This is a genomic window from Bradyrhizobium sp. (genome assembly GCF_016219575.1).
Lineage (GTDB): Bacteria > Pseudomonadota > Alphaproteobacteria > Rhizobiales > Xanthobacteraceae > Bradyrhizobium.
Genome location: NZ_JACRMG010000013.1, coordinates 18,874 through 33,943, shown reverse-complemented (window position 1 = coordinate 33,943; position 15,070 = coordinate 18,874). Strand labels below are relative to the sequence as shown.

Annotated in this window: 15 protein-coding genes and 1 riboswitch; of the genes, 7 read left to right on the top strand and 8 right to left on the bottom strand. The window is 64.9% G+C overall.

Annotation, left to right across the window (positions count from 1 at the left end):
- Positions 1-122 precede the first annotated feature (122 nt).
- Genes HZB49_RS12920 through HZB49_RS12910 form a run of 3 tightly spaced genes read left to right on the top strand, consistent with a single transcriptional unit; the run spans position 123 to position 3,097 of the window.
- Complete coding sequence (locus HZB49_RS12920; protein WP_291611861.1) at positions 123-1,349, top strand: OpgC domain-containing protein; 1,227 nt, start codon at positions 123-125, stop codon at positions 1,347-1,349.
- A complete protein-coding gene (locus tag HZB49_RS12915; protein WP_291611859.1) occupies positions 1,346-2,098 on the top strand; it encodes an SGNH/GDSL hydrolase family protein in 753 nt (250 codons plus the stop codon). The genes HZB49_RS12920 and HZB49_RS12915 overlap by 4 nt, the downstream gene beginning before the upstream one ends.
- 12 nt (positions 2,099-2,110) lie before the next feature.
- Positions 2,111-3,097 carry an SGNH/GDSL hydrolase family protein gene (locus HZB49_RS12910; protein WP_291611857.1) on the top strand — a complete coding sequence of 329 codons (987 nt, stop codon included), beginning with the start codon at positions 2,111-2,113 and terminating at the stop codon, positions 3,095-3,097.
- Positions 3,098-3,136: 39 nt separating this feature from the next.
- Here the strand turns inward: HZB49_RS12910 and HZB49_RS12905 are convergent, their stop codons facing one another.
- Both HZB49_RS12905 and HZB49_RS12900 read right to left on the bottom strand, forming a co-directional pair.
- Positions 3,137-3,616 (bottom strand): hypothetical protein, encoded by a 480-nt coding sequence (locus HZB49_RS12905; RefSeq protein WP_291611855.1) that lies wholly within the window; start codon positions 3,614-3,616, stop codon positions 3,137-3,139.
- Between the two features lie 91 nt (positions 3,617-3,707).
- The gene (locus HZB49_RS12900) at positions 3,708-4,901 is read right to left on the bottom strand and encodes an O-succinylhomoserine sulfhydrylase (protein ID WP_291611853.1); all 1,194 of its coding nucleotides are present in this window, start codon (positions 4,899-4,901) and stop codon (positions 3,708-3,710) included.
- A 68-nt stretch (positions 4,902-4,969) separates the two neighbouring features.
- A riboswitch (SAM riboswitch) is annotated at positions 4,970-5,049 on the bottom strand.
- 112 nt (positions 5,050-5,161) lie between these two features.
- Here HZB49_RS12900 and HZB49_RS12895 point away from each other — a divergent pair.
- Entirely contained in the window at positions 5,162-6,268 is a 1,107-nt protein-coding gene (locus tag HZB49_RS12895) for a 2'-deoxycytidine 5'-triphosphate deaminase (RefSeq protein WP_291611851.1), read from the top strand.
- A gap of 140 nt (positions 6,269-6,408) precedes the next feature.
- On the opposite strand, the gene HZB49_RS12890 is transcribed toward HZB49_RS12895, so the two are convergent.
- The gene (locus HZB49_RS12890) at positions 6,409-7,881 is read right to left on the bottom strand and encodes an amidase (RefSeq protein ID WP_291611849.1); all 1,473 of its coding nucleotides are present in this window, start codon (positions 7,879-7,881) and stop codon (positions 6,409-6,411) included.
- Positions 7,882-8,037: 156 nt separating this feature from the next.
- Here HZB49_RS12890 and HZB49_RS12885 point away from each other — a divergent pair, with 156 nt between their 5' ends.
- The gene (locus HZB49_RS12885; RefSeq protein ID WP_291611847.1) at positions 8,038-9,087 is read left to right on the top strand and encodes a hypothetical protein; all 1,050 of its coding nucleotides are present in this window, start codon (positions 8,038-8,040) and stop codon (positions 9,085-9,087) included.
- A 314-nt stretch (positions 9,088-9,401) separates the two neighbouring features.
- The gene (locus tag HZB49_RS12880) at positions 9,402-10,841 is read left to right on the top strand and encodes an MATE family efflux transporter (RefSeq protein ID WP_291611844.1); all 1,440 of its coding nucleotides are present in this window, start codon (positions 9,402-9,404) and stop codon (positions 10,839-10,841) included.
- 142 nt (positions 10,842-10,983) lie between these two features.
- Here the strand turns inward: HZB49_RS12880 and HZB49_RS12875 are convergent, their stop codons facing one another.
- The 5 genes from HZB49_RS12875 to HZB49_RS12855 all read right to left on the bottom strand — a co-directional run bounded on the left by HZB49_RS12875 (position 10,984) and on the right by HZB49_RS12855 (position 14,216).
- On the bottom strand, positions 10,984-11,505 hold the full coding sequence (locus HZB49_RS12875; protein WP_291611841.1) for a hypothetical protein: 522 nt from the start codon (positions 11,503-11,505) through the stop codon (positions 10,984-10,986).
- A gap of 174 nt (positions 11,506-11,679) precedes the next feature.
- Positions 11,680-12,081 (bottom strand): SRPBCC family protein, encoded by a 402-nt coding sequence (locus tag HZB49_RS12870; RefSeq protein WP_291611839.1) that lies wholly within the window; start codon positions 12,079-12,081, stop codon positions 11,680-11,682.
- A gap of 142 nt (positions 12,082-12,223) precedes the next feature.
- Positions 12,224-12,583 carry a VOC family protein gene (locus HZB49_RS12865; protein WP_291611837.1) on the bottom strand — a complete coding sequence of 120 codons (360 nt, stop codon included), beginning with the start codon at positions 12,581-12,583 and terminating at the stop codon, positions 12,224-12,226.
- Between the two features lie 53 nt (positions 12,584-12,636).
- Entirely contained in the window at positions 12,637-13,473 is an 837-nt protein-coding gene (locus HZB49_RS12860; protein ID WP_291611835.1) for an AraC family transcriptional regulator, read from the bottom strand.
- A 161-nt stretch (positions 13,474-13,634) separates the two neighbouring features.
- On the bottom strand, positions 13,635-14,216 hold the full coding sequence (locus tag HZB49_RS12855; RefSeq protein ID WP_291611834.1) for a methylated-DNA--[protein]-cysteine S-methyltransferase: 582 nt from the start codon (positions 14,214-14,216) through the stop codon (positions 13,635-13,637).
- A gap of 286 nt (positions 14,217-14,502) precedes the next feature.
- Here HZB49_RS12855 and HZB49_RS12850 point away from each other — a divergent pair, with 286 nt between their 5' ends.
- Complete coding sequence (locus HZB49_RS12850; protein ID WP_291611832.1) at positions 14,503-15,048, top strand: GNAT family protein; 546 nt, start codon at positions 14,503-14,505, stop codon at positions 15,046-15,048.
- Positions 15,049-15,070 lie beyond the last annotated feature (22 nt).

The window sequence follows — 15,070 nt, the reverse complement described above, 5'->3', positions numbered from 1 at the left end:
AACAAAGTTCCACGCCAAGGCGCACAACGCCGCGGGCATGCCTATTTGCCTGCAAACGCCGGGCCGGTATTATCCTTCGGGCCGTGCAATCGCGTTGATTCCGCTGTTGGAGACGGTGCCCGATGACGTCCGTTGCCGAACCCATTGCGGGTGCCCCGCGCACCAAGACCGCCGCCGCCGCGCCGGCCATCACGCTGCCGGCGGTGAGCGAGCGCGAGTTGCGGCTCGACCTGTTTCGCGGGCTCGCGCTGTGGCTGATCTTCCTCGACCATCTGCCCAACAACATTCTGGCCTGGCTCACCATCCGCAACTACGGCTTCTCCGACGCGACCGAGATCTTCATCTTCATCTCCGGCTACACCGCGGCCTTCGTCTATGGCCGCGCGATGCTGCAATCCGGCTTCGTCATCGCCAGCGCCCGCATCATGCGCCGGGTCTGGCAGATCTACGTCGCGCACGTCTTCCTGTTCACCATCTTCCTTGCGGAAGTCTCCTATGTCGCCGCCCGCTTCGAAAACCCGCTCTACACCGAAGAAATGGGCATCATGGATTTCCTCAAGCAGCCGGATGTCACCATCATCCAGGCGCTGATCCTGCGCTTCCGTCCCGTCAACATGGACGTACTGCCGCTCTACATCGTGTTGATGCTGTTCCTGCCGCTGATCCTGTGGCTGATGAAGTGGCGCGCTGACGTCACGCTGCTGCTTTCGGCCGTGCTCTATGCCGTGACCTGGCATTTCGACCTTTATCTCTCTGCCTATCCGAACGGCGCGTGGTTCTTCAATCCCATGTCCTGGCAGCTGCTGTTCGTGTTCGGCGCCTGGTGTGCCCTCGGCGGCGCGAATCGGATGTCGCGGGTGATGTCTTCGCGCCTGACGCTGTGGATCTGCGCCGCCTATCTCGTGTTCGCCTTCTTCGTCACGTTGACCTGGCATTTCCCGCAGCTCGGCTTCCTGATGCCGAGATGGCTCGAGAAGTGGATGTATCCGATCAGCAAGACCGACCTGGACGTGCTGCGCTTTGCCCACTTCCTGGCGCTGGCGGCGATCACGGTCCGTCTCCTGCCGAAAGACTGGCCGCCGCTGAAATCGGCCTGGCTGCGACCATTGATCCTCTGCGGCCAGCATTCCCTTGAGATATTCTGCCTCGGCGTGTTCCTGGCCTTTGCCGGTCACTTCGTGCTTACCGAAGTTTCCGGCAATAGCCCCATCATGCACTTCCTGGTTAGCTTGGCGGGCATCCTGATCATGTCCGGCATGGCGTGGGTGATCTCGTGGTACAAGCGTTCGGCCGACAAAGACGCGAAAAAGGGCATCGGCAACGCCGACATGGCGGGAGGAAGCCTATGAAGGCAGCCATCCTGGGCCTGATCCTGCTCGGCGGCCTTCTGGCCGCTGCGCCGCTGGCGCGCGCCGAGGAGGCGCCGCCTGCCTGCGAAGTCCCCGCCTATCTGCTCAACAGCGACAGCACGCTCGGCAGGGTCGCCGCAGCCGTCAAAAGCGGCAAGCCGCTGAACGTCCTGGTGGTGGGCAGCCGCTCTTCCACCATCGTCTCGCAGGACGGCAGCGCCTATCCGGCAAAACTGCTGGCGATGCTGAAGGAAAAGCTCGCCCAGCTGAACATCAACCTCTCCGTAGAAATACAGATCGGCAAGACCGCCGAGGAAAGTGCCGCCACCTTCGTTAAGCTCGTGGAAACAAAAAACCCTACCTTGGTCATCTGGCAGACCGGCACGGTGGATGCTATCCGGGGGGTCGATCCCGATGATTTCCGCAGCGCCGTCGACGAGGGGATTACTGCGTTGCAAAAGGCGGGCGTCGATGTGGTCCTGGTGAACCTGCAATATAGTCCGCGGACCGAGACGATGACGTCCGTGCCGCCCTATCTCGACACCATGCGCGTCGTGGCGCAGCAGCACGACATCCCCCTGTTCGATCGCTTTGCCATCATGCGTCACTGGAATGATTCAGGTGATTTCGATTTGTTCAGCTCCACCCACGGCGCCGAGCTCGCCAAACGGGTTCATGCCTGCATCGGGCGCGCGCTGTCGAAATTCGTCATCGACGCCGCCCATCTGGACCACGCGCAGCAGAATTAGGGGCCAGCGTTAATGAGTTCTCACTGCCGTTTTTGCGCCAAGACCGTGCTGACCGCGGCCGCGCTTGCCGCAGGCGCGTGGCTCGCGCCGGTCACGGCGCAGGCGCAGTCGGCGCAGGCCGCCTTGGGCGACGCCAGGGCGGAAGCGCCCAAATCAGAGGCGGCCAGATCCGAGGCGCCGGCGGCCGCCCCGGGCGGCAGCGCCGCGGTCCAGAACAATCCTGCGCAGAAGGGCATCGCGGCGCGCGCCGTCGACAAGGTCAAGGACATGTTTGCGCGCGTGCCGTGCCTGCCGCCGAAGGGCGGCTACAAGTCGCTGGGATCGCTGCCGCATGTCGCGGGCAGGCTGATCGCCGGCCAGCCGGTCACGATCATCGCCTTCGGTTCGTCCTCGACCCAAGGGTACGGTTCGAGCTCGCCGGAGTTCAACTATCCCAATCGCCTGGCCGCGCAGCTCAAGCGCGCTTATCCGACCGCCGACATTGCCGTGCTCAATCGCGGCAAGGGCGGCGAGGACGCGCCCGAAATGATGCGTCGGTTGCAGACCGAGGTGATCGACATGAAGCCCGATCTCGTGATCTGGCAGGTCGGCACCAACGCCGTGCTGCGCAACCTCGATCAGGCGGAGACGGCCAAGCTCGTCGAAGACGGCGTGGCGCGCATCCAGGCGGCCGGCAGCGACGTCGTGCTGGTTGATTCGCAATATTCGCCGGCCGTCAACGCCAAGTCCGAAGGCAACAGCAGGATGATGAAGCTGCTCGGCAGGGTCGCCGAGCTGCGCAAGATCGGCGTCTTCCCGCGCTTCGAGGTGATGCGCGACTGGCACGAGAGGCAGGCGATCCCGGTGGAGGAATTCATCATTCCCGACGGCCTGCACATGAGCGACTGGGGCTACGCCTGCTTCGCGCAGCTCTTGGGCGACGACATCATCAAATCGGTCGGCCAGATCAAGCTCGGCGTCGCCGTGCCGTCCGACGTGCGGACCTATCGGCCGATGTGATCTTCCCGAAACTGTGGCTGCAGGCGATAGAGCGGGAGCCTATTGCTTCCTTGCAGTCCAGTGGCCGGAGCAACCGTTGGGACGGGAGTAGGTGCCGGCGCCGGTCACGCCAGAGAGCCGTCCGACCGCGACCTGGGTGACACCGCTCATGGTGGTGAAGGAGCAGCGCATCGCGCCATTGGCGCTAACCTGCCCGCCGCCGTCCCCGATGCTGATTTTTCCTCCCGAAATGACGCCCTGCTTCATGCCTGCACCGCAGCCGGTCGCGACAAAGGTCCATGTGCCGTCGAATGCAGAGACGCTGGCGCCGCCTCCGCGCGGCGGTGCTCGTCGGGCGGCAGAACCGGGCTTGCCTCCGGAACCCGGCGGCTCCGGGCTCTCCGTGCCCGACATCGATTTTTCTGTCTTGCCGATCGTCCCCCCGATGCTGCCTTGGGCGTGGGCCTCAGAGCACCCCCAGCCGACGGCGAGCAGGCTGGCGAGAACCACGGAATGCCCTACGAATTCAGGAAAGCGCATCGAGACAATGTTCTCTGCTGTGACCGGAGGCCATGGAATAGCGAATGGCGAATTAGATCACGTTCAATGACCACTCGCCATTCACTCCTTCTCACACCTTGTCCAGCGCCTGCGCAAAATCATCGATCAGGTCGTCGACATGCTCCAGTCCCGCCGAATAGCGGATGAAGCCTTCGCTGATGCCGAGCTCGGCGCGCGCTTCCGGCGTCAGCCGCTGGTGCGTGGTGGTGGCGGGATGCGTGACCAGGCTCTTGGCGTCGCCGAGATTGTTGGAGATGCGCGACAGCTTCAGCGCATTGAGGCAGCGGAACGCGCCGGCCTTGCCGCCCTTCACCTCGAAGCCGATCAGCGTCGAGCCCGCGCCCATCTGCTTCTTCACCACCGCCGCCTGCGGATGATCGGCACGGCCGGGATAGATCAGCCGGGAAATCTTCGGGTGCTTCGCCAGTACGTCGGCCAGCTTGCCCGCCGTCTCGGTCTGCGCGCGCACGCGCACGCCGAGCGTCTCCAGGCCCTTCAGCAGCACCCAGGCATTGAACGGCGACATCGACGGGCCGGTCTGGCGCATGAAATTGTGGATGTGCTCGGCGATGAACGCCTCCGACGACAGGATCACGCCGCCGAGACAGCGGCCCTGGCCGTCGATGTGTTTTGTCGCGGAATAGACCACGACGTCGGCGCCGAGCGACAGCGGGCTCTGCCAGATCGGCGTGGCGAACACATTGTCCACGATCAGCCGCGCGCCGCCCTTGTGCGTGATCTCGGCGATGGCGGAAATGTCGAGCACGTCGAGCGTCGGATTGGTCGGGCTTTCCAGGAAGCACGATTTGGTGTTCGGCCGCATCGCCTTCTTCCACTGGTCGAGATCGAGGCCGTCGACCAGCGTGGAAGAAATGCCGTAGCGCGGCAGCAGGTCTTCCACCACGTAGCGGCAGGAGCCGAACAGCGCTTTCGCCGCCACCACATGGTCGCCGGCCTTCAGCGGCGCCAGCACGGCGGTGGTCACGGCGGCCATGCCGGTGGCGGTGGCGCGCGCGGCTTCCGCGCCTTCGAGCTCGATCATGCGGCGCTCGAACATCCCGACCGTCGGGTTGGAAAAGCGCGAATAGAGATAACCGGGGTCTTCGCCCTTGAAGCGCGCTTCGCATTGCTCGGCGCTGTCGTAGACGAACCCCTGGGTCAGAAACAGCGCTTCCGACGTTTCGCCGAATTGCGAGCGCAGCGTGCCGGAATGCACCAGCCGGGTTTCGGGACGATAGCGGGCAGCGGACTTGACCTCAGACATGTGACCTCCTGCGCGACCATCGAAATGGTCACAAAAAAACCGGCCTGGAAAAATTTCCACGGGCCGGGATCACACTGTCCCCGGCCTGTTTAGCGATTTATTTAACGTGGCTGCAAGCCGGCCGGCTCAAATCACCACGGGATAAGTGGACCTGATATTCGTTCGCGCCCTTTCCGTCAAGGCGGCCATCGGATAAGGCCGTAAATAGCCTAATTTCAGGGGTTTGGATGATATCGGGGCTACCGCCCAGGGACCAGAACGTGTCGTTTTCGCTTCCTGTCCACGCCAACGGCATCCTGCCCGATCGCATGATCGCGGCGATGGCGGATTCCGGCCTGATCCTGCCGGCCTATCCCTTTGTCGAGAGCCAGATTCAGCCCGCAAGCCTCGACCTCCGCCTCGGCGACATCGCCTATCGCGTGCGCGCGAGCTTCCTGCCGGGGCCGGGCTCGACGGTTGCCGAGCGCATCGATGAGCTGAAGCTGCACGAGATCAGCCTCTCCGACGGCGCGGTGCTGGAGACCAACTGCGTCTACATCGTGCCGCTGCTGGAAAGCCTCAACCTGCCGAAGGAGATCGTGGCGGCGGCCAATCCGAAAAGCTCAACCGGCCGGCTCGACGTCTTCACCCGCGTCATCGCCGACGGCACGCGCCGCTTCGACATGATCGGAGCCGGCTATCACGGTCCGCTCTATGCGGAGATCAGCCCGAAGACGTTTCCCGTCCTGTTGCGCGAGGGGTCGCGGCTGTCGCAAGTGCGCTTCCGCACCGGCGATGCCGTGCTGTCCGCCGATGCGCTCAACGCGCTGCATGCGGCCGAGCGGCTGGTCGACGCCGAAAAGGCCGACCTCGCCGGCGGCGTCGCGCTGTCGGTCGATCTCTCCGGCGAGAATTCGAACGGCTTTGTCGGCTACCGCGCCAAGCGACACACCGGCGTGGTCGATGTCGATCGCCGCGGCGGCTACAGCGTCGATGAATTCTGGGAGGCGATCCCGGCGCGCGCCGACGGCAGCCTGATCCTCGATCCCGGCGAGTTCTACATCCTCGCTTCGAAGGAGGCGGTGCAGGTGCCGCCCGACTACGCCGCCGAGATGGTGCCGTTCGATCCGCTGGTCGGCGAATTCCGCGTGCACTATGCCGGCTTCTTCGATCCCGGCTTCGGCTACGCCGGTGCCGGCGGGCAAGGCGCGCGCGCCGTGCTGGAGGTGCGCTCGCGCGAGGTGCCGTTCATCCTCGAGCACGGCCAGATCGTCGGCCGCCTCGTCTACGAAAAAATGCTGTCGCGGCCCGCGTCGATGTATGGCCAGCGGATCGGCTCCAACTACCAGGCGCAGGGCCTGAAGCTGTCGAAGCATTTTCGCGTCTAATGCTCTCGTGTCCCAGGCGCACTGCGGCGCGAAGTGCCGCTGTGCAGAACCGGGACCCACGCCCGCCTCACGATGGGCCCCGGCTTGGCAGCGCACCGTGAGAACGCTGCGCTGCATCCGGGGCACGGCACCTGGGCACATCAGTTCGTCACATGCACGCCGGGCGTCTTTCCGCCGTTCCACTTGCCGCCGATCGCGCGCTCGATCTGCGCGGCCAACTGCAGCAGCAAGCCGTCATTGGCCTGTTTCGCAATCGCCTGCATGCCGAGCGGCAGGCCGTGCTCGTGCGTTGCCAGCGGCAGCGAGATGGCGGGGATGCCGCAGAGATTGGCGAGCGGCGTGAAGGCGAAGTTGCGCCAGAGATTGGCGAACCAGGCGAGCACCGAAGGATTGTCGCTGATGGTCAGGAATTCGGTGGTGCCGACCTTCGGCGTCGGCAGTGCGGTGATCGGCGTCAGGATGATGTCCCATTGCTCGAAGAACGCGCCGAAGCCGCGTGAGGTCGTGTTGAAGACAGCCTGCATTCGTGCGCGCTCGGCGAAGCTGGTGTGGCGGCCGTGCTCCCAGATGCGGATGTTCATGGGTTCGATGAGGTCGGCCGGCGGCCGCTCCAGCCCGCGCGCGGCCAGCATGTTCCCGATCACGACGGCGAAATTGCTGATGTAGCAGAGCGTCTGCGCGTCGAACGCGGCGCGGTAGTCGATGGCAGGAAGCGCATGGCCGACGTCGTGCCCGAGGCTCTCGAGAAATTTTCCGACGCGTTCGAGTTCGGCCGCGATCGGCGCGGTCGCGCGGTATTCGCCCCATTGATGCGAAAGCGCGATGCGCAGGCGGCCGGGATCGCGCTTGATCGTCTCGGTGTAAGGCTCAGGGGGAGTCCAGAACGGCATGAACTCGCCGGGCCCGGGGCCGCGGCAGGCATCGACGAACGCAGCCGTGTCGCGCACCGTGCGCGACTGGCAGCCCTGGATCGACACCAGCCCGCTCAGGTCGGACAGGTGTGGCGCCAGCGAGAACACGCCGCGCGACACCTTCAGGCCGATATTGCCGTTGACCCCGGCGGGGATACGGATCGAGCCGCCGCCGTCGGTCGCATGCGCGATCGGGACTGCGCCCGCCGCGACCATTGCGGCGCTGCCGGCCGACGAGCCGCAGGTGGTGTAATCCGTGTTCCAGGGATTGCGCGTGACATAGACGGCGGGATTATCGGCCGAGCTGCACACGCCGAACTCCGGCGTCGTCGTGCGCCCGATGAGATTGAGCCCTGCCTGGCGCATCTTCCCGGTCAGGAACGTATCTGCCGTCGCGCGATTGCCGCGCATCAGCAGCGAGCCCATCTCCTGCAGCCGGCCCTGCATCGTCGGGCCGAGATCCTTCATCAGGAAGGGCAGGCCGGCGAAGGGACCGTCGAGGTTGGTGCCGTTGCCGGCGGGCGAAGCGATGGCATCGTCGAACAACTCGACCACGCCGGACAGCGCCGGATCGACCTTGGCGATGCCGGCCGCCGCCTGCTGCGCCAGTTCGGCTGGCTTGAGCTCGCCCTTGCGGACGCGCGCGGCCAGCGCCACGCCATCGTGCTGCGCCCATTCGTCCCAGCTCATCGGCAGAGTCATGTCATCGATTCCTTCAGCAGGATTCGACCTTAGTTTCGCAAGAGATCGAGTCAACACGCAGCCTTGGCAATGCCGCATTGCTGCATTCGCCACGCGCATTGCTTCAAAGCGCTCGCAGTGACAAGGTACGACCACAAGCAAGACGAGGAAACCGGCATGACCGCGGGGCAGGACGCGCGCGAGGCGCAGTGGTTGAAATGGCGCAGCGTCGCCGACCTCTATCACGCCTTCTTCACCGGCCTGATCCTCTCGGTGGTGACGCGGCGCGGCACCGCCGACGCCGCCGAATTCGTCTTCCGCGTGTTCCGCCGCCAGCAGCAGGAGCGTTTCCTGCCGGGTCTCGTGAAGCTCGGCATCGACCATCTGCCGCCGGCCGTCGCTGCCGCGCAATATCACTATCTCTCCAACTGGATCGGCGGCGTGCATGTCGAATACATGTACGAGAACGACCGCAAGGCCTGGATCCGCTATCCGCCGCCGCGCTGGATCTGGCGGGGTACCGCGATCTGCGGCGTGCCCGGCGAGGTCTCGCGCGCGATGCTGCGCGGCTGGCACGCCAACAATGGCGCAGCGCTCGGCGATCTCAGGCTCGGCTTCGTCTGCACCAAGCAGAGCGTCGACGGCCAGGACGGGCTCGAAGGCTATTATTGCGAGTACGACCATCCGCTCGAGCTCGATCAGCGGCTGGTGTTCGCGCGCCATCTCGAGGCGCCGCAGTTCGATCCCGCCACGGCGCCGGCGCTGCCGGTCGACAGCTGGCCGCGGCCGCGGCTGGAAAAGGCCTATCGCAACTACGCCATGGAATATGTGAAGACCGCGGCGCCCGTGATGGTGCAGGTGTTCGGCCCGGAGGATGCCGGCTATCTCCTGCATCTCACCGGCAAGCTGATCGGCATGCAGTATTTCGACGAGATCGCGCGTACCTTCATGGTTGACCGCGGCGGCGCGAAGGCATTCGTCGACTTCCTGCGCGTGCTGTTCGAGTCGCAGGATGACGTGATTGAGATCAGCGAATCCTCGGGCAGCTTCGAGGTCAGGCAGAAGACGTGGAAGCTGATGGACGACGTCAGCGACCACAGCCCGGCCTGCAGCAAGGTGCTGGAAGGCTTGTTCGAGGGCCTCGCCGCCGGCTGCGGCCGTCACATTCCCGTGCATCTGAAGCCGACGCGCGGCGGCAAGCCGCCGTTCGTCTGGTCGATCGGGTAGGGCACTTCTTCTCCCTCTCCTGCGGCAGGGCTATCGCACATGCCCACAACTCGTCATGCCCGGGCTTGTCCCGGGCATCCACGTTCTTCGTGCCGCGCAAAAAGGTCGTGGATGGCCGGGACAAGCCCGGCCATGACGATGTGGAAACGCCTGTGCGAAACCAGCACCATATACGATAGCCCTGCCGCACGCGGGGCGAGGTAAGAGTCAGGCGGCAATCCCGCAGCCCCCCAATGCGCCTTGCGCGGTGGGAATCGATCCTTGCCGTGCTAGGACATTTGCGCGCAGCGTTGAGATTGCGCCCGGGAGCAGAAATGTCCGACGTCGGCGTTGCCGAAATCCCTGTCGACGAGGAAGAACGCCCGCTCCCGCCGCCGGAGCCGCCGGTGAGGCACGTCCTGCTGGACGGCCCGATCCTGCGCACGCTGCTCTGGCTCGCCTGGCCCAACACGCTGGCGCTCACCGCCGGCACTTGCGTCGTCATTGCCGAGACTTCCTATATCGGCCGGCTCGGCGTGGAGCCGCTCGCCGCCATGGCGCTGGTGTTTCCCTGCGTGATCCTGACCATGACGATGTCGGGCGGCGCGATGGGTGGCGCGGTCGCATCCGCCATCGCGCGCGCCATCGGCGCCGGCGATCGCGAGCGCGCCTCCGTGCTCGCCGCGCACGCGCTGCTGATCGGCATCTGCTTCGGGCTGGTCTTCATGCTGGGCATGCTGATCTTCGGACCGAAGCTGCTCGAGTTGCTCGGCGGCCGCGGCAATGTGCTGGCGCAGGCGATCGCCTATGCGCAGATCTTCTTCGGCGGCGCCGTCATTCCCTGGCTGATGAACAGCATGGCCGGCGTCCTGCGCGGCACCGGCAACATGAAGCTGCCGTCGTTCCTGATGCTGTTGTCGGCGTTCTGCCAGATCGTCCTCGGCGGCGCGCTCGCGCTCGGCATCGGCCCGATCCCGTCCTTCGGCATGCGCGGCGTCGCCGCCGGCTCGCTGATCGCGTTTTCGCTCAGCCTCTCCGTGATGGGCTGGTATCTGTTTTCCGGCCGGGCCGGCGTCGTGCCGAAGCTGCGCGGGCTTCGCATCCAGGCGGCGATGTTCGTCGACATATTGAAGGTCGGCGCCATTGCCTGCTTCTCGCCGCTGCAATCGGTGCTCAGCGTCAGCATCTTCACCCACATGCTGGCGCGGTTCGGCACCGAGGTGCTCGCAGGCTACGGCATCGGCGCGCGGCTCGAATTCCTGCTGACATCGATATCGTTTGCCGTGGGCATCGCCTCGGTGCCGATGGTCGGCATGGCGATCGGCGCCAGGAAAATCGCCCGCGCCCGCCGCATTGCATGGATCGCGGGTGCGGTCACGTTCCTTTCCATGGGCACGATCGGCACGCTGCTGGCGTTCTTTCCGGATCTCTGGGTCAACATCTTCACCAACGATCCGAACGTGCGCGCCACCAGCCGGCAATATCTGGCGACGGCCGCGCCGATGTACGCCTTCATCGGGCTGTCGCTGTCGATGTATTTTTCCTCGCAAGGCGCGGCCAAGGTGCTGGGCCCGGTGCTGGCGCAGACGGCGCGGCTGGTGTTCATCGCAGGCGGCGGCTGGTGGCTCTCCACCCATGACGCGAGTGCCGGCAGTTTCTTCGTGCTGGCCGCGTCCTCGATGGTGATGATCGGCATGGTCTCCACCGCCAGCGTGGTGTTCACGCGCTGGGGACCGAAGGCGTCGGTGGCGAAGGTGCGGCCGGCGTTGTCGTAGATTTCAAACGTCGTCATTCCGGATTTTCAACGCCGTCATTCCGGGATGGTGCGTAAGCACCAGACCCGGAATCTCGAGATTCTACGGAGCGCAAGTGCGCTCCGTAGTTCGATGCTTCGCATCGCCCCGGAATGACGGACAGCTATCGGCGCTTCATGCGCCGGATGCCCCGGCCGCCGCCGCCGTAATTCACCATGCGCATCAGTTGCGGCACCATGCTCATCATCTCGCCGCCGCCCATGCCGCCCATCATGCCCATGATGTCGCCGCCGCCGCCGTAGCCGCCATAACCGGCCATGCCGCCCGGGATCATGCCGCCATAGCCGCCGGGGATCATGCCGCCGATGTCGGCGGGCATCCCGCCTCCCATCATGCCGCCGCCCATGCCGCCAAAACCTCCGCCGCCCATCATGCCGCCCATGCCGCCGCCGCCGTCCATCATGCGGCTCATCATCGGGCCCATGGTCTGCATCATCATGGCGAAGCGGCGCTTGCCCATCTTCGCCTTCATCATCTCCAGCATCGGCGCCATCGTCGTCATCATGTCCTCGCCGCCGCCTCCGCCGCCGAAGCCGGCGAACTGGGCCTTCGCCGGCATCGTCGTCAGCGTGAACAGCAGCAAGAGCGCGGCCGCCTGGCACACCACCTTGTCAGCTCCGGTCATGGCAAAACTCCTCATGCGCCGTGCCGCCAGTGGAGGCGGCGCAGTCCGGACGCACGGGGCGAGGCTAGGATCGGGCGAAGGTGCCTTCTGTGAGAAATGTCACACAGGGCTGGGGATAACCCGGGCGTGGGCGGCGGAAGTGCCGTCCGCGCCGCTTCATGTTCAGGCTGCGGTTCAAGCTGCCTTGCGCCCGAGCGCCTTCTGCATGGCGGCTGCGCCCTGGTCCATCTGTGCGTCCATGTAGGGCGCGACTTCGTTCGGCAGCACGTCGGCGATCCACACCACGCGGCTGCGGCCGTCGCTTTCCCCGAATACCTGCGCGGATGCGCTGTGCTGCGTCAGCCGCTCGCTCCTGATGGCGTAGACCAGCCGCCGCCTGGCATCATTGCTGTCGACCAGCACTTCGCGCGCCACCGTGCCGTTGGCGAAGGTGACGATGCGCGCATCGCCGTCCAGCTTCGTGTCGGTCACGAAGCCCGGCACCAGCCGCGTATGCAGCGCGCCGAAGTCGCGCAGCGCGTCCCAGACGTCGGCAGGATCCGCGTCGATGATGATGTCCTTCTGGATGGAAGCCATGGTGATGTCCTCATTGGATTTGTAGGGTGGGTTAGCCGACCCCAGTGCTCGATAGCTCAACGAGCGCGGAAGAAGGCGTAACCCACCGTCATGGAAAGAATGGTGGGTTACGCTTCGCTAACCCACCCTACGGATTTGCGGTTCACGCGCACACCGCCTCGACATTGTTGCCGTCGGGATCGATCAGGAACGCGGCGTAGTAGGTGGGGCTGTAATCCCTACGCGGGCCCGCGCCGCCATTGTCGCGGCCGCCGGCCTTCAGCCCCTCGGCGTGGAACTTCTTGACCGCGTCATGGTCCTTCGCACTGAACGCGACATGCGCGCCGGTCGCCTTATCGCCCTTGTGCAGGTGCAGCCAGAGCGCGGGCGCGTCCTTCGGGCCGAAGCCGGCATAGCCGTCGCCCTGCGAGCACAGCACGAAGCCGAGCGGGGCGAGTGCTGCGGTGTAGAAGCGCACGGCAGTGTCGAGGTTGCCGACGCGCAGGCCAATATGGTCGTACATGAGTGTCTCCAGTCGATGCGCGCACGAAAATGGCGCGCCGTGGAGCCACAATCTCAGTTCAGCGCCAGCCGATCTTGGAAAATCTTGCGGTCGCCCTTGGATGCTTGGCGGAACCGCATCGGCGAAGCGCCGGCGGCGCGGTGGAAGGTGCGCACGAAGTTCGAGAGGTCGCCAAAGCCGACGTCATAGGCGATATCGGTGATGGGGCTGTCGTCGTCGGCCAGGCGCCGCGCCGCATGGCGCAGCCGCGAGCGCACCAGATACTGATGCGGGGTCACGCCCAGCACTTCCGAGAACAGCCGCAGGAAATGGAAGGCGCTGATGCCGGCCTGGCCTGCGGCATCGTCGAGCGCAATCGGCTTGTGCGAGTTGGCGTCGATCCAGAGCGCGCTTTCCACCGCCCGGCGGCGGTCGCGCAGATTGGCCGTGAGCGGCTTGGTCTTGCGCCCGCTGACCGCCTCGACGAAGCGGGCGGCAAGCAGGTGACCGACCTCGTCGAGGCCGACGTCGCTGCTGCCATCTGCCGCCGTTTGTGCCAGCTCGGCCAGCACCATCAGTTCGGGCAGCGGCGGCACCGAGCCGACCTGCCACATCCGCTCGTCGCCGATGGCATCCACCAGTTCGGGTGCGAGGAAGAACGACAGGCATTCGTCGCCGACCACGTGGTCGTGGGTGCAGACATATTCGTCGCCGGGGAAGCCGATCAGCATCGAGCCCGCCACCAGCTCGTGAAAGCGGCCGCGGCAATGGCAGCCGAAGCTGCCCTTGCGCACATAGGAGATCGAGTGGGCGGGGAACGCTTCCGCAAACGGCTTGTCGCCCGGCCCCGCGGTGCAGCGGAACTCGGTCACCGAAATGCGGTTATGCTCGAACAGCGTCCTGCGGTTCATCCCGCCAATCTAGGCATGATCCCGAAAAGTGGAAGCCGGTTTTCGGATAAGATCATGCCCAAAAAAGAGAGAGCGGGATGGCGTCTAGAGCGTTTTCAAGCGAAGTGGATACCGGTTCGCGTGAAGAAAACGCGTCAAATCAAGAATCTGAAGAGACGGCATTACGATCCATGCGGCCGGGGCGGGGCAACGGGCAGCAGCACCTCGAACAGCGTCTTGCTCACGGTCGGGTGAGCGCCCTCGATGGTGAGCAGGCGGCGCTTGGAGATCACCCCGCCGTTCGGCGCCATCTGGTCGGCGTAGTTGCCGGCTTCGAGCACGCGATGGCAGGGCACGATGATCATGAAGGGGTTGCGGCCGATCGCCTGCGCCACGGAATAGATCGCGCCATGCACGCGCAGGCCGTTGGCGACGTCTTCATAGGTGCGGGTCTCGCCGCGCGGAATCGTGCGGACGTATTGATAGACGCGCTGGTTGAAGTGCGGCATGCCGGAAAAATCCAGCGCGACGTCGCTCATGTCGGCACTGCCGCCGCGCAGCAGCGCGACGATGCCCTCGATGGCGATTTCGGCGTTGAGCGGCGGGCGCTGCTCGCGCGCCTCGGGATAGGTCCGGTACATCCGGCGCCGGGTTTCAAGCTCGCGGGCCTCCGGCAATTGCACGCCGAGAATGCCGAGCTGGCCCCATGCGATGCCGCACCGGCCGACCGCAGTGTCGAAGATTGTGAACCCGTGCCCCGACATTTTTACGCTACCCACCCGGCAGGGATCATAACACCGTCATAGAAGACCGCATCTGGAATCTTGCGGTTCGGTTAAGGGTGGGGTGGCGGGCCGGCCGCGCCGTGTTCCCGGGTGGAGGCTGGCCGGATCGGCACGGGCAAGTCCTGTGGGGATTTCGAACCGCATTCGCGGCGGTGCAGCGTTCGCTTCGCCGCATCGAGGCACTCGCCCTTGGGGCTCCCTGCGGTTGTTTGCCCTTTTCAACGCAACCGCATTGTCCTATGGTCCACCCATGCGGGAACACAGATTGTCCGCCCGGCTCATGGACGTCTCGAAAGAGAGGAGCGAGATTCTAGACTGGCTGTGCAGCGAGACCTGGCCTCACCACGGCAACGAACATTTGAGCCCGCAGCAGGCGGGCGAATTGATCGATCAACATTTCTCTCCGGCAAGTGACGGAATCGAATTCTGGATCGTTGAAGACGGCGTCGATCATGTCGGCATGGTTCGGATTTTTGATCTCGACGATATAGACGACGGCACCCCCCTGATCGATCTGCGTGTGCGGGCGTCGAAAAGAAATATCGGAATCGGCACCTGGGCGGTGCGTTGGCTTACGAACTATGCGTTCACGAACTGGCCGAATTTGAATCGACTGGGCGGCACCACGCGAAGCGACAACATTGCGATGCGCAAGGTATTTCAACACTGCTCGTATCAGAAGGAAGGCCGGTTTCGCCAGGGGTGGCCAGGCAGTGACGGCCACATCCACGATACGTTGTTCTATTCGATACTGCGCCAGGATTGGGCAACCGGGACGATTACGCCGGTGCGTTGGGATGAGGAACCTTGATCAGGGTAGGGAGCGGAAGACC

Bases quoted from the DNA above. Each gene is read 5' to 3' on its own strand.
- HZB49_RS12920 (WP_291611861.1), top strand. From the start codon at position 123: ATGACGTCCGTTGCCGAACCCATTGCGGGTGCCCCGCGCACCAAGACC.
- HZB49_RS12915 (WP_291611859.1), top strand. From the start codon at position 1,346: ATGAAGGCAGCCATCCTGGGCCTGATCCTGCTCGGCGGCCTTCTGGCC.
- HZB49_RS12910 (WP_291611857.1), top strand. From the start codon at position 2,111: ATGAGTTCTCACTGCCGTTTTTGCGCCAAGACCGTGCTGACCGCGGCC.
- HZB49_RS12905 (WP_291611855.1), bottom strand. From the start codon at position 3,616: ATGCGCTTTCCTGAATTCGTAGGGCATTCCGTGGTTCTCGCCAGCCTG.
- HZB49_RS12900 (WP_291611853.1), bottom strand. From the start codon at position 4,901: ATGTCTGAGGTCAAGTCCGCTGCCCGCTATCGTCCCGAAACCCGGCTG.
- HZB49_RS12890 (WP_291611849.1), bottom strand. From the start codon at position 7,881: ATGACTCTGCCGATGAGCTGGGACGAATGGGCGCAGCACGATGGCGTG.
- HZB49_RS12885 (WP_291611847.1), top strand. From the start codon at position 8,038: ATGACCGCGGGGCAGGACGCGCGCGAGGCGCAGTGGTTGAAATGGCGC.
- HZB49_RS12880 (WP_291611844.1), top strand. From the start codon at position 9,402: ATGTCCGACGTCGGCGTTGCCGAAATCCCTGTCGACGAGGAAGAACGC.
- HZB49_RS12875 (WP_291611841.1), bottom strand. From the start codon at position 11,505: ATGACCGGAGCTGACAAGGTGGTGTGCCAGGCGGCCGCGCTCTTGCTG.
- HZB49_RS12870 (WP_291611839.1), bottom strand. From the start codon at position 12,081: ATGGCTTCCATCCAGAAGGACATCATCATCGACGCGGATCCTGCCGAC.
- HZB49_RS12865 (WP_291611837.1), bottom strand. From the start codon at position 12,583: ATGTACGACCATATTGGCCTGCGCGTCGGCAACCTCGACACTGCCGTG.
- HZB49_RS12860 (WP_291611835.1), bottom strand. From the start codon at position 13,473: ATGAACCGCAGGACGCTGTTCGAGCATAACCGCATTTCGGTGACCGAG.
- HZB49_RS12855 (WP_291611834.1), bottom strand. From the start codon at position 14,216: ATGTCGGGGCACGGGTTCACAATCTTCGACACTGCGGTCGGCCGGTGC.